Here is a 21,217-nt window from a genome sequence, read left to right on the forward strand (position 1 = left end):
GATGAATGATGCTTTGCCTGAGGTTAGGCATGCTCGTGCAGCGACGATACAGGCTTAAACTGACCGGCCGTGGCTGGATGTCAATCCTGCCACGGCGTATAACGAGTTAGGTAAAGTAAAAAGCATTCAAATCTATGAACATCGTAATTCTCTGATGATTGACACTGAAATTATGATGCAGTCGAATCTCTTGATGCTTTTCGCACCGGCATCCCATTCGCCACAAAATACGTTGCCAGGCTCTTTGGCAGCGCTTCTTGCCCACGAATCATATCCGCCATTTTCTCACCAATCATAATGGTCGTGGCGTTTAAATTGCCGGTGATAATCTGCGGCATAATCGACGCATCCACTACGCGCAGGCCTTCCAGCCCGTGCACGCGGCCTTCGCCATCCACTACGGACATCTCGTCGTAACCCATTTTACAGGTACCGCACGGGTGGAAGGCGGTTTCGGCGTGATTACGCACAAATTCATCGAGCTGCTCATCCGTCTGACATTCCGCGCCGGGGCTGATTTCGCGGCCACGGTATTGATCCAGCGCGGGTTGATGCATGATCTCGCGGGTGATGCGAATTGCATCGCGGAATTCCTGCCAGTCCTGCTCGTGCGACATGTAATTAAACAGAATTGCCGGATGTTGGTGCGGGTCGCGGGATTTAATCCGTACATGCCCACGGCTTGGCGAGCGCATCGAGCCGACGTGGCACTGGAAACCGTGCTCTTTCACCGCGTTCGAGCCGTTGTAGTTAATGGCCACCGGCAGGAAGTGGTACTGAATGTTCGGCCATTCAAATTCCTCGCGGCTACGAATAAATCCGCCTGCTTCAAAGTGGTTGCTGGCACCCACACCAGTGCCGCCAAACAGCCACTCCGCACCGATTTTCGGCTGATTCCACCACTGCAGGGCAGGGTAGAGGGAAACCGGTTCTTTGCACTCATATTGCAGATACATCTCCAGGTGATCCTGAAGATTTTCGCCGACGCCGGGTAAATCATGCACCAATGGAATATCAAACTCCGCCAGCAGTTCGGCGTTGCCGACGCCAGAGCGTTGCAGGATCTGCGGTGAGGCAATCGCGCCTGCACATAACAGCACTTCTTTGTTGGCCGTTGCGCGGGTTGGGATGGTGCTGTCGCCTTCCAGCCACTCGACGCCCACCGCGCGTTTGCCGTCAAAAATGATGTGATCGGTCATGGCGTGAGTACGAATGGTCAGGTTCGGGCGCGATTTGGCCTGATCGAGATAGCCGCGCGCGGTGCTGGCACGACGCCCCTGCGGCGTGACGGTGCGATCCATCGGGCCGAAACCTTCCTGCTGATAACCGTTGAGATCGTCCGTGCGCGGGTAGCCCGCCTGTACGCCCGCTTCAATCATCGCTTCAAACAGCGGATTGACGCCGGGTTTGGAGGTGGTGACGCTCACCGGGCCGTCGCCGCCGTGGTAGTCGTTCTCGCCCACATCGCGGGTCTCGGCCTTGCGGTAGTAGGGCAGGCAGTCGAGGTAGCTCCAGTTTTCCAGACCGGGTTCTTTGGCCCAGTTATCAAGATCCAGCGCGTTGCCACGGATGTAACACATACCGTTGATCAGCGACGATCCACCCAGACCTTTGCCGCGTCCGCACTCCATGCGGCGGTGGTTCATAAACGGTTCCGGCTCGGTCTCATAGGCCCAGTTGTAGCGTTTTCCCTGTAGGGGGAATGCCAGCGCGGCAGGCATCTGGGTGCGGAAGTCAAAGCGGTAGTCCGGGCCGCCCGCTTCAAGCAGCAGCACGGAGGTATTCGGATCTTCAGTCAGACGGGTAGCGAGAACGTTGCCGGCAGAGCCGGCACCGATAATGATGTAGTCAAATTGCAAATAAACCTCCTGGTTAGAATATGGACTGGAATTTAGCCATCTCAACCTGGATGGACTTCACCTGGGTGTAACTTTGTAGCGTCATCACGCCGTTCTCGCGGCCAATGCCGGAGTGTTTGTAGCCGCCAACGGGCATCTCTGCCGGGGATTCACCCCAGGTGTTGATCCAGCAAATGCCCGCTTCCAGCTGATGAATGACGCAATGTGCGCGGTTCAGGTCAGCCGTCACAATGCCCGCCGCCAGGCCGTAGTCGGTATCATTGGCGCGGCGAATGACTTCCTCCTCAGATTCATAAGTGAGGAGCGACATCACTGGCCCGAAGATCTCTTCGCGCACGATGGTCATTTCGTCGCTGCAATCGGTGAACACGGTCGGTGCAACCCATGCGCCGTTATCGAAGCCATCACCTTTCAGTACATCGCCACCGCACAGTACGTGTGCGCCTTCCTCTTTGCCTTTGGCGATATAGCGCAGTACGTTATCGCGGTGCGGGAAGCTGACCAGCGGGCCGAAGTTAGTTTGCGAATCGAAAACGTCGCCCGCACGGATGCGCTCAACGCGCGCCAGAATCTTTTGTTCAAATGCGGCTTTGCATTTCGCCGGAATAAACACGCGGGTGCCGTTGGTACACACCTGGCCGGAGCTAAAGAAGTTCGCCATCATGGCGATATCGGCGGCGAGATCGAGATCCGCATCGTCGAAAACGATCAGCGGCGATTTACCGCCCAGCTCCATGGTCACTTCTTTCAGGGAGGAAGCCGCCGAGTTAGCCATCACTTTTTTGCCGCTGGCGACGCCGCCGGTAAACGACACTTTGGCAATGCCAGGATGCTCGGTCAGATACTGCCCGGTTTCCGCGCCGATGCCAGGCAGCACGTTAAATACGCCGTCCGGCAGGCCCGCTTCGCTGTAAATTTCAGCCAGCTTTAACGCGGTAAGCGGGGTGACTTCGCTCGGTTTGAAAATCATCGCGTTGCCCGCCGCCAGCGCGGGGGCGGATTTCCATAAAGCAATCTGAATCGGGTAGTTCCATGCGCCAATCCCCGCCACCACGCCCAGCGGTTCGCGGCGGGTATAGACAAAGGATGTTTCACGCAACGGGATCTGGCTGCCTTCCAGCGACGGGATCAGCCCGGCGTAGTACTCGAGTACGTCCGCACCGGTAACGATATCGACGGTTGAGGTTTCCGAATACGCCTTCCCGGTGTCGAGGGTTTCCAGTTTTGCGAGTTCGTCATTGCGCTCGCGCAGAATATCAACGGCCCGACGCAGAATGCGCGAGCGTTCCATGGCGGTCATCGTTGCCCAGATTTTTTGCCCCTGCTGGGCGCTCTTCACGGCGCGATCGACATCTTCGCGCCCGGCGGCCTGCACGGTCGCCAGCACGTTACCGTTGGCCGGGTTAATGGTCTCGAAGGTGCGACCGCTGGTGGCGGATGTATAACCACCATGTATATAAAGCTGCTGTTCTGCCATTCGGGACATCACGTCTCCTCGGTTAATCGGTGGGTAAATGCTGAGTGATAAAGTGGCGGGTCAGTGAGTTAGCGCGAGTTTTATCCAGCGGTTTGCCGCTCAGAGCTGCGCGCAGCCATAATCCATCAATCAGCGCAGCCAGGCCGTAGCCCGCTTCCTGCGCCTGTTCGCGCGGTAATTCACGGCGAAACTCGCTCACCAGATTCGATAGCAAGCGGCGGCTGCTGACCTGCTGTAAGCGATAGAGCATCGGCTGATGCATACTGCTGGCCCAGAAGGCCAGCCAGGCTTTCATCGCCGCATTGCTCACCTGTGTTTCATCGAAATTCCCGCCGACGATCGCCTGTAGCCGCTGCTCGGCGCTGCCATCAGGAAGCGCGTGCAAGCGGTTTAAAACCGCGTCGCGCAGCTGGCTGGTGATATCACGCATGGTCGCTTCCAGCAGACCATTTTTGTCTTTGAAATAATGGCTGATGATCCCGGTGGAAACGCCCGCCCGGCGGGCGATCTGCGCGATCGTCGCATCGTGCATGCCTACTTCATTTATTGCTTCCAGCGTGGCGTCGATCAGTTGTCTGCGCCGGATCGGCTGCATCCCCAGTTTGGGCATTTTTGCCACTCCATTCATCAGCGTTGGTTATACATTAAAGCGGTTTTTGATTGGACGTTCAATATAAAATGTGTCTTAATTGTTGCGGATTTTGCTTTTAATAGTTACAAAAACAGTGGGGATACTGGATGACAGACCTTTCACACAGCAGAGAAAAGGACAAAATCAATCCGGTGGTGTTTTACACTTCCGCCGGACTGATTTTGTTGTTTTCCCTGACAACGATCCTGTTTCGCGACTTCTCGGCCTTGTGGATTGGCCGCACGCTGGACTGGGTCTCTAAAACCTTTGGTTGGTACTATCTGTTAGCGGCAACGCTCTATATTGTCTTTGTGGTCTGCATTGCCTGTTCGCGCTTTGGTTCGGTGAAACTCGGGCCCGAGCAGTCTAAGCCTGAGTTCAGTCTGCTGAGCTGGGCGGCGATGCTGTTCGCCGCCGGGATCGGTATCGACCTGATGTTCTTCTCCGTTGCCGAGCCGGTAACGCAATATATGCAGCCGCCGGAAGGGGCAGGGCAGACGATGGAAGCCGCGCGTCAGGCAATGGTCTGGACGCTGTTCCACTACGGCTTAACCGGCTGGTCGATGTACGCGCTGATGGGCATGGCGCTCGGATACTTCAGCTATCGTTATAATTTACCGCTCACGATCCGCTCGGCGCTGTATCCGATTTTCGGTAAACGAATTAACGGGCCGATTGGTCACTCGGTGGATATCGCGGCGGTAATCGGCACCATCTTCGGTATTGCGACCACGCTCGGTATTGGCGTGGTGCAGCTCAATTATGGGCTCAGCGTACTTTTCGATATTCCGGATTCGATGGCGGCGAAAGCGGCGCTGATCGCACTGTCGGTGATTATCGCGACTATCTCGGTGACATCTGGTGTCGATAAAGGCATACGCGTGCTGTCGGAACTCAACGTTGCGCTGGCGCTGGGGCTGATCCTGTTTGTGCTGTTTATGGGCGACACCTCGTTCCTGCTCAATGCGCTGGTGTTGAATGTTGGGGACTATGTGAATCGCTTCATGGGCATGACGCTCAACAGTTTCGCCTTCGACCGTCCGGTTGAGTGGATGAATAACTGGACGCTCTTCTTCTGGGCGTGGTGGGTGGCATGGTCGCCGTTTGTCGGCCTGTTCCTGGCGCGTATCTCACGCGGACGCACCATTCGCCAGTTCGTGCTGGGCACGCTGATCATTCCGTTCACCTTCACGCTGCTGTGGCTCTCCGTGTTCGGTAACAGCGCGCTGTATGAAATCATTCATGGCGGGGCCGCTTTCGCGCAGGAAGCGATGGTGCACCCGGAACGCGGCTTCTACAGCCTGCTGGCGCAGTATCCGGCGTTCACCTTTAGCGCCTCCGTTGCCACCATTACTGGCCTGCTGTTTTATGTGACCTCGGCGGATTCCGGTGCGCTGGTACTGGGGAATTTCACCTCGCAGCTGAAGGACATCAACAGCGATGCGCCAGGCTGGCTGCGTGTTTTCTGGTCGGTCGCCATTGGTCTGCTGACGCTCGGCATGCTGATGACCAACGGGATTTCAGCGCTGCAAAACACCACGGTTATCATGGGGCTGCCGTTTAGCTTTGTGATCTTCTTCGTGATGGCAGGGCTATATAAATCACTGAAAGTTGAGGATTATCGTCGAGAAAGTGCGAATCGCGATACCGCACCGCGACCGCTGAGCGTTCAGGATCGCCTGAGCTGGAAAAAACGTCTCTCGCGCCTGATGAACTACCCTGGCACGCGTTACACCAAACAGATGATGGAAACAGTCTGTTATCCGGCGATGGAAGAAGTGGCGCAGGAACTGCGGCTACGTGGCGCGTACGTCGAGCTGAAAAGCCTGCCGCCGGAAGAGGGCGAACATCTGGGGCATCTGGATTTGCTGGTGCATATGGGCGAAGAGCAAAACTTTGTCTATCAGATTTGGCCACGGCAATATTCGGTGCCGGGCTTTACCTACCGCGCGCGCAGCGGGAAATCGACCTACTACCGGCTGGAAACTTTCCTGCTGGAAGGCAGTCAGGGTAATGACCTGATGGACTACAGCAAAGAACAGGTGATCACTGATATTCTCGATCAGTACGAGCGGCACCTGAACTTTATCCATTTACACCGGGAAGCGCCGGGACACAGCGTGATGTTCCCGGATGTGTGAATAAAAAAGCAGGATCGGATGATCCTGCTTTTTTGTCGGCTGGCGCTGCGCTTACCCGACCTACGGATTATCTGCGGTCCGTAGGCCAGATAAGCGCCGCGCCATCAGGCAATTACAGTGTCCCGGTTCCGCCATCAGAACACCATACCTGCCCGGAAGCATACGAACACTCGTCGGATGCAAACAGCACATACAGAGGCGCAATTTCCACCGGTTGCCCCGGACGCCCCAATGGGGTGTCAGCACCGAACTGCTCGACTTTTTCCTGCGGCTGCCCGCCGCTGGTTTGCAACACCGACCAGTACGGCCCTGGCGCTACCGCATTTACCCGTATACCCCGAGGCCCCAGTTGCTTCGCCAGCGATTTGGTCAGCGCCACCAGGCACGCTTTAGTTTGCGCATAATCAACCAGAATGGGGCTGGGTTTGAACGCCTGGACGGATGTGGTATTGATGATAGACGCGCCCGCCTTCAGGTGACGAAGTGCGGCTTTGGTCAGCCAGAAAGCAGCGTAAACGTTGGTTTTGAAGGTGGCGTCAAACGCTTCGGTAGTGAGATCTTCCAGTGATTCACAATACTGCTGGCGCCCGGCGTTGTTCACCAGAATATCCAGTTTACCCAGTTGTTCCACTGTCTGTTCGATCAGCGAATGACAGAAATGTTCATCTCGCAAATCACCCGGGATCGCCACCGCGTTAACCCCTTCCGCTTTCATTACCTCAATGACGCTTTTGGCATCAGACTCTTCTTCAGGCAGATAATTAATGACGACATTCGCGCCTTCTCGGGCGTAAGCAATGGCTACCGCGCGACCAATCCCGGAATCACCACCGGTGATTAAGGCACATTTACCTTTCAGACGTCCGCTACCGCGATAGCTCTTTTCGCCATGATCGGGTTCTGGGATCATTTTCGAATCAAGGCCTGGCGGTTGCTGGGTCTGCGTCTGGAAAGGGGGGCGCGGATATTGCGGGTTAAGTGTGTCGCGATCGGCCATAAATATCTCCTTCAAAATAGGTTATTAATGGTGAATTTGAATGGTTTCCTTCAGTGCAGTGATATAAATATCAATAACTATTAAGCCTATACGAAATCGTTTCAGCAGATTTATATTTGAGATTTTTCTTTGTCTGGCTGATGATATTTCCGCCCCTCATTGAGGGCGGAAAAAAGATTAATGTGTACTAACCGGTGCGGCGTCGATTTTAATTCTTAACAGCGAATAGGGTTTCTGGCGCATATCTTTCCCCTGATGGAATCCGGGTTGACGATGCAATTGGTTTACCGTGAAGTAAAGATAGCCATCGTGCCCAACAGAGAGCGTATCCGGCCAGAGAATTTGCGGGCCATGGGCGATGGTTTGCCAGGTACCGTTTTTATCCATTTTACGGATGGCATTGCGTTCATAATCGCCAGCATACACCGCCCCATTGGCATCACTTTCGAGACCATCCGATGCGCCTTTTTCACCCAGATCCTGCACTGCCGCGGATAATTGCGCCTCGGTAATGGTCGGATCGCGCAGTAATGCTGTTGAAATGGCATACAGATGACGCCCTGACAGCGGGCAGTAATAAAGTGTTTTGCCGTCCGGGGAAAGGGCAATACCATCAGACGCCACGCTGAATGGCGCGGTGGTACCATCCGGATGACGTTGAAGCAGCGTTTCGCCCTCGACGACCGGCACAAAACCTTTCTCCGGGGAGGTTGAACGATCGCCCGTTAAGCGACGTACCGCCTTACCGGAATCCAGATCCACGACAATAATTCCGCCGATACCGGATAACGAAGAGTCGGTGATATAGGCGACGCCTGCTTTACCGACGCGATAATCAAATCGCACATCATTGATATAAGTCGCGGGCAGAATGACATCCGAATGCATGACGATCGTTTTAACGATTTTGTTGCTCTGTAAATCAATCGCGACAAGTTTCGCGCCACCCTCAACCGGTTTTGAAAATCCGGGCGCAGCCGTATCCAGCACCCACAGTTTTCCCTGACCATCGGCGACGACGCTCTGCACACTTAAAAAGTGTTCGCCGGGGCGTGCGTTATCCGCTTTGTTCACCGCGGCATCCGGGTAAGGAACCGGGGTACCCTTTTTAATTTCAGCAACGGTGAAGGGAACGTCGTCTCCCCAGCGCGGGAAGTTCACAAAAATACGCCCTGTTTCGGTAACCGTGACGCCTGTTGGCATCGCGCCGGTAAAGGTCGCGACCACTTCGGGATGACCGATGGCGCGATCGGCGGGCAATTGCGCCAGAGAGACCGATGCCGGAACAGATGTGGCAAATGTACTGAAGGATGTAGCAGCAGAGGCGAAGGTGATAGCCAGTGCGATAAGGGTTTTACCTGTTTTAACGTTACTCATTTTTTCCTGCCTGAATAGAATCAATTGTGACATAACGAGCAGAAGAGTAGGGGGGGAAGGCGGGGAGAAAAAGCCGTTGAAATGAACAGGACTTACATGCAAAAAGCGAAAATACCCGGAATAATCGCCCGGGAAATGAATTCTGCCAGGCGATTTATACCAGACGATGTCAATAAAAGAACGATATATTGTGACATAAAATCTTTAAAACTAGACAGTTGTCGAGTTTTTATCTTAAAGTTTTGTGTTCTGCACCGGACAAAATTAGTATCCGGTTGCTAAATAGTTAAATAATATTTTGCCTTATGTAAATGACTGACCCGTCTGATAAAGGGCCAGCGTGCATGACGGCGCTTGCAAGCAAGACAACACACCTCTTTTGGGAGAATCTATGCGTTCCTCTGTGAATAACACTGAAAGCCGAACTTTCTTCGGTCATCCTTATCCGCTCGGCTCACTCTTCTTTACGGAGATGTGGGAGCGTTTCTCGTTTTACGGTATTCGTCCACTGCTGATTCTGTTTATGGCGGCAACCGTATATGACGGCGGGATGGGGCTGGCGCGTGAAAATGCCTCGGCGATAGTGGGGATTTTTGCTGGTACGATGTACCTGGCGGCATTGCCAGGAGGCTGGCTGGCGGATAACTGGCTTGGTCAGCAAAAAGCCGTCTGGTACGGCTCGATTCTGATCGCGCTGGGTCACCTCTCCATCGCGCTGTCGGCGTTTATGGGGAACAACCTGTTCTTCATTGGCCTGATGTTTATCGTACTGGGTTCCGGCCTGTTCAAAACCTGTATCTCGGTGATGGTCGGCACGCTGTATAAAAAGGGCGATGCGCGTCGTGACGGCGGTTTCTCGCTGTTCTACATGGGCATCAACATGGGCTCATTTATCGCGCCGTTGATTTCCGGCTGGCTGATTAAGTCACACGGCTGGCACTGGGGCTTTGGTATCGGGGGCATCGGGATGCTGGTGGCGCTGATTATCTTTCGCGTCTTTGCGGTTCCGTCGATGAAACGTTATGACAGTGAAGTGGGTCTCGACTCCACCTGGAACAACCCGGTGGCGAAGAAAAATGGCGTAGGCGCGTGGCTGCTGGCGCTGGCTGTTGGGGTAGCAATTATCATCACCCTGATTGCGCAGGGCGTCATTGTGATTAACCCGGTTGCGGTCGCCAGCGTGCTGGTGTACGTCATTGCCGCGTCGGTTGCGCTCTACTTTATCTATCTGTTCGTCTTTGCGGGCCTGAACCGTAAAGAGCGCGCGCGTCTGCTGGTGTGCTTTATCCTGCTGGTTTCCGCCGCGTTCTTTTGGTCTGCTTTTGAGCAGAAACCGACCTCGTTCAACCTGTTTGCCAACGACTACACCAACCGCATGATCGGCGATTTTGAAATCCCGGCGGTATGGTTCCAGTCAATCAATGCCCTGTTCATCATCCTGCTGGCCCCGGTATTTAGCTGGGCGTGGCCGATGCTGGCGCGCAAAAACATCCGTCCAGGCAGTATCACCAAGTTTGTGATTGGTATTCTGTGTGCGGCTGCGGGCTTTGGCCTGATGATGCTGGCGGCGCAGAATGTACTGAGCAACGGCGGGGCGGGCGTATCGCCGTTCTGGCTGGTGGGCAGTATTCTGATGCTGACGCTGGGTGAACTGTGTCTGAGCCCGATTGGCCTGGCGACCATGACTTTGCTGGCCCCGGAAAGAATGCGCGGCCAGATGATGGGGCTGTGGTTCTGCGCCAGTGCGCTGGGTAACCTCGCGGCGGGCCTGATTGGCGGTCACGTGAAGGCCGATCAGCTCGATATGCTGCCCGATCTCTTTGCACGCTGCTCCATCGCACTGCTGATTTGTGCGGCGGTTCTGATGGTGTTGATCGTCCCAGTACGTCGCATGCTGGCGAATGCCCAGACACCAAATGAGCAGAAACCGGCAACCAACGCGTAAGTGTGCCTCTTTGAAAATCGGCGTGTAAGCGCCGATTTTTTTTATCATCTCAAATGACAGAACAGTTGTATCTGTTTACGTTGTTGTTTTTTCGCAGGGAAGCACATTCTCGCAGTAAAGCAGATGATTGTCCTTTGACCAGTAAAATCGCATATTTTCATTTAAATCAACGATCCACTTAAACACCCCGGCGTTCGCTAACTCTAAACAATACTGTTCATACGATGTTCTTCCCGCGAAGTGTCTTTTCGCCGCTACGCGCGTTAAAAATTTACTGGCATTTGCGCTTATTTTGATAATCCCCCGGCTACCTTCAACGGACACGTAATTATCTGATGTCGTTATCACCTTGACGTTTCCTGTCGCAACAAAATAGATGTAGTAGGAAACGTTATTGCGCTGGAGCTCTGTTAAAAAAGTAAGGAAATCTGACTTGCATCTGACCTGCTCGAAATACGATTTGAGCATTACCCTAAATTCCATCTTGCCCCTGCTATAAGTTCGTAGTCTTAAGTGTTGTTTAAGTGTTATGGGTTGTAAAATAATTGATTGGTCAACTAATTAGGATTCTTATAGTTAACAATGCGCATCTTAAGTGCAATTTAAGAATGGGAATAGCATTTCATTTGTTACTGAATATTGCTAACAACTCAGGTGGGGCATGCTCTGGCGGTAAGCGGGTGGTGGCAAGATTGCGCAATGGTTCATTCTGTCTGCGCAAACAAATATTTTTACTCGGAAGCTAATGTTTCGGTAATTCGAAAGTCGCAGAAAGGCTACTCATTCTCATGACTAATCAATGGCTGGTCGTTAATTCGCCGTATTTAGCAATTTGTGCTGTGAGTGAATGTTGTGAAAATAGCATTTTTAGGTGTGTAAATCCTAAATGTGCATTTAAATTTCTGAGTGCAAATTGTAGCGATTAATGTGCTGAAAGCGGCGCTGACTTTTTATAAAAGGTAAGGATAAGAATTTTTCTTCTAAATGGTTTCTTAATGTTATTAATTCAATGTTTGCTTCGTTGTGGCTATGTTGACAGCTTTTTTTGACGATGTGAAACTGGGACGACATTTTTATTAACAGGTTAAGTAAGTCGCCGCCTTCTGAGGGGGCGGTTTCGTATTGAACTGAAATAAAAATATCACCTGTCTGGAATGATTCTTAATACTCGTTCTTTCTTATTATCTTATTTTGATGTGGCGAATTTATAAGATAAATAAGTAAAAGGAATGAATGCATTGCACTGAAATATAACGCTTTTAAGCGTTTGCGGCTTCTGCTCGCCTGTCAAAAGGTCAGCCGGCTGCTGGTATTGCCTGTGAGAGCACCAAAACAAGGAGTAATAATAATGAATAAGATCTACCGCGTTGTCTGGAATTGCACCTTACGTGTTTATCAGGTTTGCTCGGAGCATACTCGTCGACTGGGTAAAACCGCGTCTGTTCGGCAAGCAGTAACGGTTTCACCCGGATACGCTGCGCTGAGCGTTAAATCTTTTCGTCCTCTGTCACTGCTGGTCATGCTGGCGCTATCCGGCACCGTGCAGGCTGAAGTTCTCACTATCGATAATGGCGATAGTCGTACCTATAGCAATGCGCTGACGGTTGAAGGCGTCGTTGTTGGGAATCAAACTAACGGAACACTGATAATCACTGACGGCGGCAGTATAACCAGTTCGTCGAGATCATCGGTTATCGGCGCGTATGCAACTGGCGTCGGTACTGCCACCGTCCAGGGCTCGGGGATCTGGAATCTGGTCCAGGCCAGGCTCTCAATTGGTGATAGCGGTACCGGTACATTGAAGGTACTGAATGGCGGAACAGTCATCACAGGTGATACCGACCTGGGTTATCGCACTGGTGGGAACGGAACGTTGCTCGTTGATGGATCGGGCTCCAGCCTCAGCACTGCCGGTATGTCTGTTGGCCGGTCTGGCAATGGCGCCATGACGATCCGTAATGAAGGGCGTGTTACCACGGCTGAAGATACCGTTATTGCCTCTGGTACTGGCGTAGTGGGGGTGGTTGAGGTGTCGAATAATGGTCGTTGGGATCTTATTAACAAGACGGGGCAGTTGCCGAATTTGAATATCGGTTATCACGGTACCGGCACCTTAGACATTAATTCGAACGGCAGCGTGACAACCGGCGTCATGACGCTCGGAAGCTTTGAGGATGGCAAGGGGAGCGCCACCGTATCGGGGAGCGGTTCCGTACTCACAACCACCTCCTTGCGCGTCAGTGATTATGGCGAAGGTGAACTGACCATTGCCGATTCCGGCGTTGTCTACAGCAATGGCAACAGCACTATCGCCCGCAGCGTAACGGGAACGGGCACCGTGACGGTATCTACTGGCGGCGAGTGGGAAGTGCTTAATGGCCAGCAGTTATTGGTGGGGCAAGCGGGCTCCGGGACGCTCAACATTAACAGCGCAGGGAAGGTCATTGCAGGAGATACCTCGATTGGCTTGAATGCCGATGCGCAGGGCCGCGTCACCGTTGACGGCGAAGAATCGAAAATGACCACCGCCGAACTTGTTGTTGCCGATTCAGGAACAGGCAACCTGTCGATCTCCAACCTTGCTGTTGTACAGAGCACCGGCGCAAGCGCGATCGGGCTTAATGGCAATTCTGACGGCGTAGTCGGTGTCACAGAGAACGGTCAGTGGAATCTGACAAATGCTAGCGGCAGCGCGCAAACGCTGGCCGTCGGCACTGGCGGCAACGGTACGCTGAACATTGCCAGCGGCGGTAAAGTGGATGCCGGAGACGTCTCGCTGGCGCGCTGGGAAATGGCCACGGGGGAAGTGAATGTCAAAGGCGAAGGATCCCAACTCAATACCGCTGAAATCATCATCGCCGAGAGAGGCGCTGGAACCCTCAATATCAGCGATGCCGCTGAAGTGAACACGTCCTCGACGGCGACCATTGGCGATGTGGGGGACAGTGTCGGCGTAGTGAACGTGGGCACCAAAGGCCAATGGAATGTTGTCTCGGCGGGTAACAGCCCGCAAACCCTGATGATAGGTGACTGGGGGAACGGCACGCTCAATATTGCGAGCGAAGGCACGGTTACCGCAGGCGGTACCACGGTGGGGGTCAATAACACCGGGGTCGGCCTGTTGAATGTGAACGGCGCGGGAGCGGTGATGAACTCTGCTGCTTTACGTGTGGGCCATGCGGGGCAGGGAACCCTGAATATCACCGATGCAGGTGTCGTTAACACCGCTTCCACCGGGCAGGTTGCAACCTATTTTAACGGCACCGGCGTGGTCAACGTGAATACCAACGGACAGTGGAATGTTGCGAGTAACTTACAGATAGGCGTAACGGGCAACGGCGCGCTGAATATTGCCTCGGGTGGCCAGGTTAACGGTGAAGATGCGATTAGCGTCGGGACTAACGATCGTGCTTTGGGCCGCGTGAACGTGGATGGAGAAGGTTCACTGCTGCGAGGCACCACCATCGATATCGGCGCACACGGCGATGGCGCAGTGACGCTCAGCAATGAAGGCACGCTGGCGTTGACGAATGGAAGCGTCTTGCTGGGTTTTGCTGAGGGAAGCACCGGCTCGCTCAACATTGGCGCGGCGCACGATGATATCGCGGCGGTAGCCGGGCATCTTATTGGCGCCGACAGCGTGGCATTCGGTGCGGGCAACGGTTCGCTGGTCTTTAATCATACCGATGATTCTGCAACGGGCTATGCCTTTAATCCGCTGATCTCAGGCGAGAACGGCGCGGTCATTCAGGACGCGGGTCACACCGTCCTTACCGCCGAAAATACCTACGGTGGGCGCACGGAGGTGAACGGCGGCACGCTTACCGTGGCCTCGCACTCCAGCACCGGCAACACCGGGCTGGGCAGCAGCGCGGTGAATATTGCCGATGCGGGTACGCTCTCGGTGACGGGAGCCAGTGAGGCTTCTGGCAATTATGCCCTGAGCAACGCGCTGACCGGTAACGGCTTGCTGCAGGTTAATCTCGCCAGCGCGGATAACGCCTTCAGCTTTACCGACGCTACCGGAACAGCCTTTACCGGTACGGCGGAGCTCAAAAACAGCATCTTCGATCTTTCCGGCGACAATACTCTGACGCTGGCCCAGGCAACGCTGAAGCTGGATGCAGGCAACACCACCACCGTTGGCGACGGCGTGCAGCAGATTGGCAGTTTGAATATAAACGGCGGTACGCTGGCGTTTGATGTTTCGATGCCTGCCGATACGCAGGCCGATGGCGTGGTTCAGACGCCGACGCTGGTCGCCAACAGCGGCAATGTGCAGGTCACGGTGGCCAGTCCGTGGAACGATCCGGGTGCGATGAACCCGGACACCACGCTGAACTTGCTGGAGCAGGATGACACGGACGTGAGTATGCAACTGGTGCAGGCGCAGGACGTGATCGGCTCGGGCGGCGCGCTGACCCTGACCGACCAGAACGGTAATCCGGTGGCAGAAAATGAACGCGTCGCCATTGCGCAGAACGGCACGGTAGTGGCGGACGGGGATTACGGTTTCCGCCTGACTACCGCGCCGGGCGATGGCCTGTATGTCAACTACGGCCTGAAGGCGCTGGATATCCACGCCGGGCAGACGCTGGTGCTGGCAGAGCACGCCGGGGCACAGGGTGCGGCGGCAGATATGTCGGCCGCTATCTCAGGTGAGGGAAATCTTGGCATCAATACCGCCGGGCTGGTGTCGCTGTCGAACGCGAGTAACCGCTACAGCGGCGAAACGCAGGTGCAGGCGGGCACGCTGCGCACCGATGCGGACGGCGCGCTGGGCAACACATCGGCGCTGGTTATCAGTGACGGTGCTATTGCCGACCTGAACGGCACCACGCAGACGGCGGGCAGGCTGAGCGGAGAGGCGGGCTCCACGCTGGCGCTCAACGGCGGCAGCCTGACGCTGCAGAACGGCGGCACTAGCCAGGGCAGCCTGACGGGGGCGGGCAATCTCGGCGTGGCGGGCGGCGTACTGACGATTGACGGGGCGAACGCGGGTCTGAGTGCCACCACCACCATCGAAAGTGCAGCGGAAGTGGTGCTGAACGATGCGCAGGGCGCGGGCAGCGGCAACGTGATTGATGACGGCACCCTGACGCTGAACGGCGTCACCGGGGAGCTGCTCAACAGCCTGAGCGGTGCGGGCATTGTTGACGTGGCGCAGGCATCGGCTGTGGCGGTGTCCGGTGAAAACCAGAGTTTCAGCGGGCAGTTCCGTATCGATGCGGACAGCGCCATGACGGTCACGGACGCGGCCAACCTCGGTACGGCGAGCGTGACGGACAACGGCCTGCTGACGGTGGCTACCGACAGCGACTGGACGCTGAGCCATACGGTCTCCGGCAGCGGCAACCTGAACAAACAGGGCAGCGGCACGCTGACGTTAACGGCGGATTCGGCGGGGTACACCGGCACCACGGACATCACCGGCGGCGAGCTGGCGCTCGGCGCGGATGCAGATGGCACAGTGGCGATGGCGAGCCAGCAGGTGAATATCCACGACGGGGCGATGCTCTCGGGCTTTGGCAGCACGGCAGGGGATATGGATATCCGTCAGGGCGGTACGCTGGCGGTGGCGAATACCACCGTGGGCGGCAATCTGCATAACGGCGGCACGGTGCTGATGAACCAGCCGGGCGCACAGCCGGGCAACCAGCTGGTGGTGAACGGCAACTACACGGGCAATAACGGCCTGATGGCCTTCAATACCGAGCTGGGCGATGACCAGTCGGCCACCGATAAACTGACGGTGAAGGGCGATACCGCAGGTAATACCCGCGTGCAGGTGAACAACGTCGGCGGCCTTGGGGCGCAGACGACCAACGGTATTGAACTGGTGAATGTGGGCGGTAACTCGGCGGGTAACTTCGCCCTGACAACCGGCACAGTGGAAGCGGGCGCGTGGGTGTATACGCTGGCGAAAGGGCAGGGCGATAACGCCGCAAACTGGTATCTGACCAGTAAGTGGAGCGGCATCACGCCGGCACAGCCGCCGATTGTCGACCCGACCGGGCCATCGGTACTGCGCCCGGAAGCGGGGAGCTACATCAGCAACCTGGCGACGGCCAACAGCTTCTTCACGCACCGTCTGCACGACCGTCTGGGCGAGCCGCAGTACACGGAAGGGCTGCAGGACGAGGACAGCTTCGCGGGCAGCCTGTGGATGCGTCACGTCGGCGGGCATGAGCGTTCGCAGGCGGGCGATGGCCAGCTGAAAACGCAGAGCAACCGCTACGTGTTACAGGTGGGCGGCGAAGTGGCGCAGTGGAGCACCAGCGGGCAGGACCGCTTCCACCTGGGCGTGATGGGCGGCTACGCCAACGCGCACAGTAACACCCGCAGCGACCGGGCGGGCTATGACTCTGACGGACGCGTCAGCGGCTACAGCGCTGGGGTGTACGGCACGTGGTACCAGAACGAAGCCGACCGCAGCGGGGCGTACGTGGACAGCTGGCTGCTGTACAGCTGGTTCGACAACAGCGTGGAAGCGGATGACCGCGAGCGCGACGACTACCGGTCGAAGGGGCTGACGGCCTCGCTGGAAGCGGGCTATACGCTGAAGGCGGGCGAGTTCAGCGGCAGCGCGGGCACGCTGAACAGCTGGTTCGTACAGCCGCAGGCGCAGGTGACCTGGATGGGCGTGAAGGATGATGCGCACACCCGTCATGACGGCACGCGCATCCGCAGCGAAGGCGACGGCAACGTGCAGACGCGTCTGGGCGTGAAGACCTTCCTCAACAGCCATCACAAGCAGGATGAAGGGAAAGGTCGCGAGTTCCAGCCGTACGTGGAAGCGAACTGGATTTACAACAGTGAAACCTACGGCGTGCGGATGGACGGGGTACGCGTCAGCCGCGACGGCTCGCGCAACCTGGGCGAAGTGCGCACGGGTGTGGAAGGGAATCTGAGTCAAAACCTGAGCGTGTGGGGCAACGTGGGCGTGCAGATGGGCGACAAGGGGTACAGCGACACCCAGGGGATGCTGGGGGTGAAATACGGCTGGTAAGGCCGGAAGTACAGAAGGGAGCCATTCGGCTCCCTTCTTATTTTTGCCTGATGGCGCTTCGCTTATCAGGCCTACGTGTTTTTCGCGATGTATTGAATTTACGTGAATTTGTAGGCCGGGCAAGCGCAGCGCCTCCCGGCAATGTCACCGGGCTAAAAACACCTGCGGCGCATCGCATTCGGGATGCGTCCGTACCTGGACCTCGGCGCCGTACCAGCGCGCCAGCGTCTCCGCCTGTAACACCTCATCAGGCGAGCCCTGCGAAACAATCATTCCGTCATACAGCAGCACAATTCTGTCTGCCCACAGCGCGGCAAGGTTTAAATCATGCAGCACCACGCACACGTGCAGCTCCCCTTGCCGGGTCAGCCGTTTTAACAACCGCAGCAGATGCTGTTGATGGAACAGATCCAGCGCCGAGGTGGGCTCATCCAAAAACAGCCAGCCGCGCGGCGAATCCTCACACCACAGCTGCGCGAGCGCTCGTGCCAGCTGTACGCGCTGCTGCTCACCGCCGGAGAGCGAGGCATAACGCCGGCCCGCCAGCGGCAGACATTCGGTTAGCTGCATTACCTGCTGAATCACGGCGTTTTCCGGCTGCGGTGTCCACGGCATGCGCCCCATGCCAATCACCGCTTCAACCGGCCAATCGAAGCCCATCTGCGTTTGCTGAAGCATCACCGCGCGCTGGCGGGATAGCGTGTTGGCCTCCCAGCTTTCCAGCGTTTTTCCCGCCAGCCAGCGCTCGCCGCCAGCGGGCGCAAGATAACCGGTCAGTAAGCGCAGCAGCGTCGATTTCCCCGCGCCGTTGGGGCCGATGAGCGTCAACAGTTCACCGCGTTCAAGGCTGAGTGACACATCACGGATGATCAACCGGTTTGCCACGCGGTAGTGGAGATTTTTTACGCTCAGTGAATCAGCCATGTTGCCCTCCACGACGGAAAATCAGCCAAAGAAACCACGGTGCGCCAAGAATGCTGGTCAGCAGGCCGACCGGCATCTCCGCAGGTGCCACCAGCGTGCGGGCAAACGTATCGGCGATCAGCAGCAGTAACGCGCCCGCGAGAACCGAACCGGGGATAACAGCACGGTGATCGGCACCCAGCCACATGCGGATTAAGTGCGGCACCACCAGGCCGATAAAGCCAATCACACCGCTCACCGCCACGGCGGCGGCAACCAGCAGGGCGCTGCATACCAGCAACAGTCGTTGAACCGACTGCACGTCCACGCCGAGATAGTGTGCCTCTTCCTCACCGAGCTGGAGCAGATTCAGCGCAGCGGCGAGACGCCAGATAACAAACACGGTGGGCACCATCAGGGAGGCAACGGTCAGCAGCGTTGACCACTGTGCCTGCCCCAGGCTGCCCATGCCCCATAGCGAGAGCTGGCGCAGCTGCGCATCGTTGCTCACCCACGACAGCACGCCCACTGCCGCACCGCACAGGGCGTTAATGGCGATGCCGACTAACAACAAGCGTGACAGCGAACTGTCGCGCTGGCGACTCAGCAGGAAGATAACCACCGTTGCCGCCAGCGCGCCGAAAAAGGCCGCTAACATGGGGGCGTAAAGCATGATCAGCGGCGGCAGCGTCAGCGGTAATACCACCCACAACGCCACCGCCAGCGCCGCGCCGCTACTGATACCGAGCAGCCCCGGATCGGCCAGCGGATTGCGGAACAGCCCCTGCATCACGCAGCCCGCCAGCGCCAGCGAGCCGCCGACAACCAGCGCCAGCAGTACGCGCGGCAGGCGAATGGTGAACCAGATTTGCCGCAGCGCGTCATCGCTGTTATTCCACAGCAGGCTGAGAGGCAGGCGCAACGCGCCAAAACCGCTTGCCGCCAGCGTCCCCACCGCCAGCAGCAGCGCCAGCGTAATGAGGGAGAGGGTGATCCGCCGTGACATCAGGGCAGCGACTCCGCTTTGGCACGCAACTGCTGAATCGCCTGCGGCGTACGTACGCTAAACCCGAGCAGCGCCATATCGTCTATAGCCAGAACCTGTTTGTGCTTCCCGGCGGGCGTTTGCGCCAGCCCCGGCAGCTTCCACAGATTCGCTTCGCCGCCAATCGCCGCTAAACCGTCGGCGGGGATCACCACCAGATCGGCCTGGCTTGCGATCACGCCTTCCTGCGACAGCGGCTGATAGCGGGCAAAACCCTGCATCGCATTCTTTAACCCGGCAGCGCGAATGGCCGCATCTGCCGCCGTTTGCTGCCCGGCGGCCATCGCGTTCATGCCGCCGTGGTTGAGAATAAACAGCACTTTTTTATCGAGCGGCGTGGTGGGCAGCGCGGCAATGGCCTGGCGCATGCTGTTGCGCAGCGTTTCGCCTTCCACTTCACGGTGCGTGGCTTTGGCGATGACCTGCACTTTTTCATCAATCACGCTGAGGTCGTTACGGCTCGGCACGCTGATCACCGGCACCTTATTCTGCTCCAGCTGTTTGAGCACCAGCGACGGTTGCGCCTGCTGGCTGGCGAGCACCTGCGTTGGGCGCATCGCCAGAATGCCTTCGGCATTGAGCTGACGAAGATAACCCACATCCGGCAGTTTGGCCGCTTCCGGCGGCCATTGGCTGGTGCTGTCACGCGCGACAAGCGAAGACTGCGCCCCGAGTGCGTAAACAATCTCGGTCACGTCGCCGCCCAGGGCGACGATCTTCTCCTGCGGAGCTGCCAGCGCCGCGACGGGCAGGGCGACCAGCAGGGCGAGCCATTTTTTCATGCTGCCAGCCCTTCCGCCGTGAGTGCATCAATCTGTTTGCGCCACTGGGTCTGTTCCGGCTGGCCTTCGGTACGTTGACCGTAAAGCTGGGCAATCTGCGTGCCGTCGTGGGCGAAAATTTCCAGGCTGGTGACGTGGCCGTCAGCGGTCGGTTTGCGGGTGACCCAGCTTTCGGCAATATGATCTTCCAGCAGATGCAGCGTGAACGCCGGGTTGAAAATGTTCAGCCAGCCTTTCATCGGCACCACTTTTTCCACCACGCCGGTGAAGATTTGCACGCAGCCACGATTGCCGACAAACACCATAATTTCATTGGCGTCCTGACGAGCGCTATGGAGAATCTGTGCCAGCGCGCTGTTAGGCACTTTGCAGGCAAGATCGTCGCCGACCAGCGAAAATGCCTGCTGACGCGTCAGGTTGTGGCGCTTCAGCAGGGTGAAGAACTGATGCACATCGGTCATCGCACGCCATTCGCTATCAACGGTTGCGGCGTCGGCGTGGCTTTCGCTGGCGGCTTCTTCCGCAGGTTTCAGCACCAGGGTTGTATTGTCGCTAATGATAAAGCGCGCCAGCACATCGGCCCATGCGGTCATGTCGGTGCGCTCGGTGGCGTAGACTTTCAGTAGCGCATCGCCCTGATGGTCAAAGAACTGAATGCTCTGGCGTTCGCCGCGCGCGGTCATCTCTTTGATGTGGAAAACGCTGGCCCACTGGTGCAGGAACAGGCGCAGGTCAAGCGCGCGCGGATTGAGGATCAGCCCCGCATGGCCGCTCAGGTGCTGGTTAGTGAATTCGCCAACCTGCTCGTGCACCGCATATTCGTTACGGCAGATGCACTTGGTTTCGCCAACGGTTTCCAGCGCGGCAAGGATGTCGCGCACGTCGCTGGCAAGACGCACCGCGTCATGGCCCACGCGGGCAAAGGTTAACTCTGCCTCGCTGATATTCATTAATGCTGCGATGTCACGCGCGTACTTACCTGGGTTTTGTTCTTTTAGCTCAAGCCAGCGTGTGTAGTGATTCATTGTCTCTTCCTTCCAGATGAAGCCCC

13 protein-coding genes are annotated in these 21,217 nt (G+C 56.6%); 3 read left to right on the forward strand and 10 right to left on the reverse strand.

Annotated elements, in window-relative coordinates; genetic code table 11:
- Positions 1 to 170: 170 nt before the first annotated feature.
- The 3 genes from betA to betI are packed head-to-tail and all read right to left on the reverse strand — an operon-like array spanning position 171 to position 3,946.
- Positions 171 to 1,859 (reverse strand): choline dehydrogenase, encoded by a 1,689-nt coding sequence (betA, locus tag AC1MKH_RS05025; RefSeq protein WP_276224767.1) that lies wholly within the window; start codon positions 1,857 to 1,859, stop codon positions 171 to 173.
- 13 nt (positions 1,860 to 1,872) lie between these two features.
- Positions 1,873 to 3,345: a betaine-aldehyde dehydrogenase gene (betB, locus tag AC1MKH_RS05030; protein ID WP_276224766.1), complete on the reverse strand. Its 1,473-nt coding sequence runs from the start codon at positions 3,343 to 3,345 to the stop codon at positions 1,873 to 1,875.
- Between the two features lie 13 nt (positions 3,346 to 3,358).
- Entirely contained in the window at positions 3,359 to 3,946 is a 588-nt protein-coding gene (gene betI, locus AC1MKH_RS05035) for a transcriptional regulator BetI (protein WP_276224765.1), read from the reverse strand.
- Positions 3,947 to 4,074: 128 nt separating this feature from the next.
- Between betI and betT the strand changes: the two genes are divergently transcribed.
- Positions 4,075 to 6,108 (forward strand): choline BCCT transporter BetT, encoded by a 2,034-nt coding sequence (gene betT, locus AC1MKH_RS05040; RefSeq protein ID WP_276224764.1) that lies wholly within the window; start codon positions 4,075 to 4,077, stop codon positions 6,106 to 6,108.
- A 112-nt stretch (positions 6,109 to 6,220) separates the two neighbouring features.
- On the opposite strand, the gene AC1MKH_RS05045 is transcribed toward betT, so the two are convergent.
- Both AC1MKH_RS05045 and AC1MKH_RS05050 read right to left on the reverse strand, forming a co-directional pair.
- On the reverse strand, positions 6,221 to 7,105 hold the full coding sequence (locus tag AC1MKH_RS05045) for an SDR family oxidoreductase (RefSeq protein WP_276224763.1): 885 nt from the start codon (positions 7,103 to 7,105) through the stop codon (positions 6,221 to 6,223).
- 177 nt (positions 7,106 to 7,282) lie between these two features.
- The gene (locus AC1MKH_RS05050) at positions 7,283 to 8,482 is read right to left on the reverse strand and encodes an L-dopachrome tautomerase-related protein (protein WP_276224762.1); all 1,200 of its coding nucleotides are present in this window, start codon (positions 8,480 to 8,482) and stop codon (positions 7,283 to 7,285) included.
- Between the two features lie 391 nt (positions 8,483 to 8,873).
- Between AC1MKH_RS05050 and AC1MKH_RS05055 the strand changes: the two genes are divergently transcribed.
- Entirely contained in the window at positions 8,874 to 10,427 is a 1,554-nt protein-coding gene (locus AC1MKH_RS05055; protein ID WP_327622018.1) for a peptide MFS transporter, read from the forward strand.
- 75 nt (positions 10,428 to 10,502) lie between these two features.
- Here AC1MKH_RS05055 and AC1MKH_RS05060 read toward each other — a convergent pair whose 3' ends face one another.
- A complete protein-coding gene (locus tag AC1MKH_RS05060; RefSeq protein ID WP_276224776.1) occupies positions 10,503 to 10,910 on the reverse strand; it encodes a DUF1398 family protein in 408 nt (135 codons plus the stop codon).
- A gap of 865 nt (positions 10,911 to 11,775) precedes the next feature.
- Here AC1MKH_RS05060 and AC1MKH_RS05065 point away from each other — a divergent pair.
- Complete coding sequence (locus AC1MKH_RS05065; RefSeq protein WP_488451780.1) at positions 11,776 to 17,436, forward strand: autotransporter outer membrane beta-barrel domain-containing protein; 5,661 nt, start codon at positions 11,776 to 11,778, stop codon at positions 17,434 to 17,436.
- Positions 17,437 to 17,580: 144 nt separating this feature from the next.
- Here the strand turns inward: AC1MKH_RS05065 and AC1MKH_RS05070 are convergent, their stop codons facing one another.
- The 4 genes from AC1MKH_RS05070 to chuS are packed head-to-tail and all read right to left on the reverse strand — an operon-like array spanning position 17,581 to position 21,191.
- Positions 17,581 to 18,360: a heme ABC transporter ATP-binding protein gene (locus AC1MKH_RS05070; RefSeq protein WP_276222712.1), complete on the reverse strand. Its 780-nt coding sequence runs from the start codon at positions 18,358 to 18,360 to the stop codon at positions 17,581 to 17,583.
- On the reverse strand, positions 18,353 to 19,345 hold the full coding sequence (locus AC1MKH_RS05075) for a FecCD family ABC transporter permease (RefSeq protein ID WP_276222710.1): 993 nt from the start codon (positions 19,343 to 19,345) through the stop codon (positions 18,353 to 18,355). The genes AC1MKH_RS05070 and AC1MKH_RS05075 overlap by 8 nt, the downstream gene beginning before the upstream one ends.
- The gene (locus AC1MKH_RS05080; protein WP_276222708.1) at positions 19,345 to 20,166 is read right to left on the reverse strand and encodes a heme/hemin ABC transporter substrate-binding protein; all 822 of its coding nucleotides are present in this window, start codon (positions 20,164 to 20,166) and stop codon (positions 19,345 to 19,347) included. The genes AC1MKH_RS05075 and AC1MKH_RS05080 overlap by 1 nt, the downstream gene beginning before the upstream one ends.
- On the reverse strand, positions 20,163 to 21,191 hold the full coding sequence (gene chuS / locus AC1MKH_RS05085) for a hematinate-forming heme oxygenase ChuS (protein WP_276222706.1): 1,029 nt from the start codon (positions 21,189 to 21,191) through the stop codon (positions 20,163 to 20,165). Before chuS ends, AC1MKH_RS05080 begins: the two co-directional genes overlap by 4 nt.
- Between the last annotated feature and the right edge of the window lie 26 nt (positions 21,192 to 21,217).

This window comes from Pseudocitrobacter sp. CD920760 (assembly GCF_057782505.1).

Bases quoted from the DNA above. Each gene is read 5' to 3' on its own strand.
- betB (WP_276224766.1), bottom strand. From the start codon at position 3,345: ATGTCCCGAATGGCAGAACAGCAGCTTTATATACATGGTGGTTATACA.
- betI (WP_276224765.1), bottom strand. From the start codon at position 3,946: ATGCCCAAACTGGGGATGCAGCCGATCCGGCGCAGACAACTGATCGAC.
- betT (WP_276224764.1), top strand. From the start codon at position 4,075: ATGACAGACCTTTCACACAGCAGAGAAAAGGACAAAATCAATCCGGTG.
- AC1MKH_RS05045 (WP_276224763.1), bottom strand. From the start codon at position 7,105: ATGGCCGATCGCGACACACTTAACCCGCAATATCCGCGCCCCCCTTTC.
- AC1MKH_RS05050 (WP_276224762.1), bottom strand. From the start codon at position 8,482: ATGAGTAACGTTAAAACAGGTAAAACCCTTATCGCACTGGCTATCACC.
- AC1MKH_RS05055 (WP_327622018.1), top strand. From the start codon at position 8,874: ATGCGTTCCTCTGTGAATAACACTGAAAGCCGAACTTTCTTCGGTCAT.
- AC1MKH_RS05060 (WP_276224776.1), bottom strand. From the start codon at position 10,910: ATGGAATTTAGGGTAATGCTCAAATCGTATTTCGAGCAGGTCAGATGC.
- AC1MKH_RS05065 (WP_488451780.1), top strand. From the start codon at position 11,776: ATGAATAAGATCTACCGCGTTGTCTGGAATTGCACCTTACGTGTTTAT.
- AC1MKH_RS05070 (WP_276222712.1), bottom strand. From the start codon at position 18,360: ATGGCTGATTCACTGAGCGTAAAAAATCTCCACTACCGCGTGGCAAAC.
- AC1MKH_RS05075 (WP_276222710.1), bottom strand. From the start codon at position 19,345: ATGTCACGGCGGATCACCCTCTCCCTCATTACGCTGGCGCTGCTGCTG.
- AC1MKH_RS05080 (WP_276222708.1), bottom strand. From the start codon at position 20,166: ATGAAAAAATGGCTCGCCCTGCTGGTCGCCCTGCCCGTCGCGGCGCTG.
- chuS (WP_276222706.1), bottom strand. From the start codon at position 21,191: ATGAATCACTACACACGCTGGCTTGAGCTAAAAGAACAAAACCCAGGT.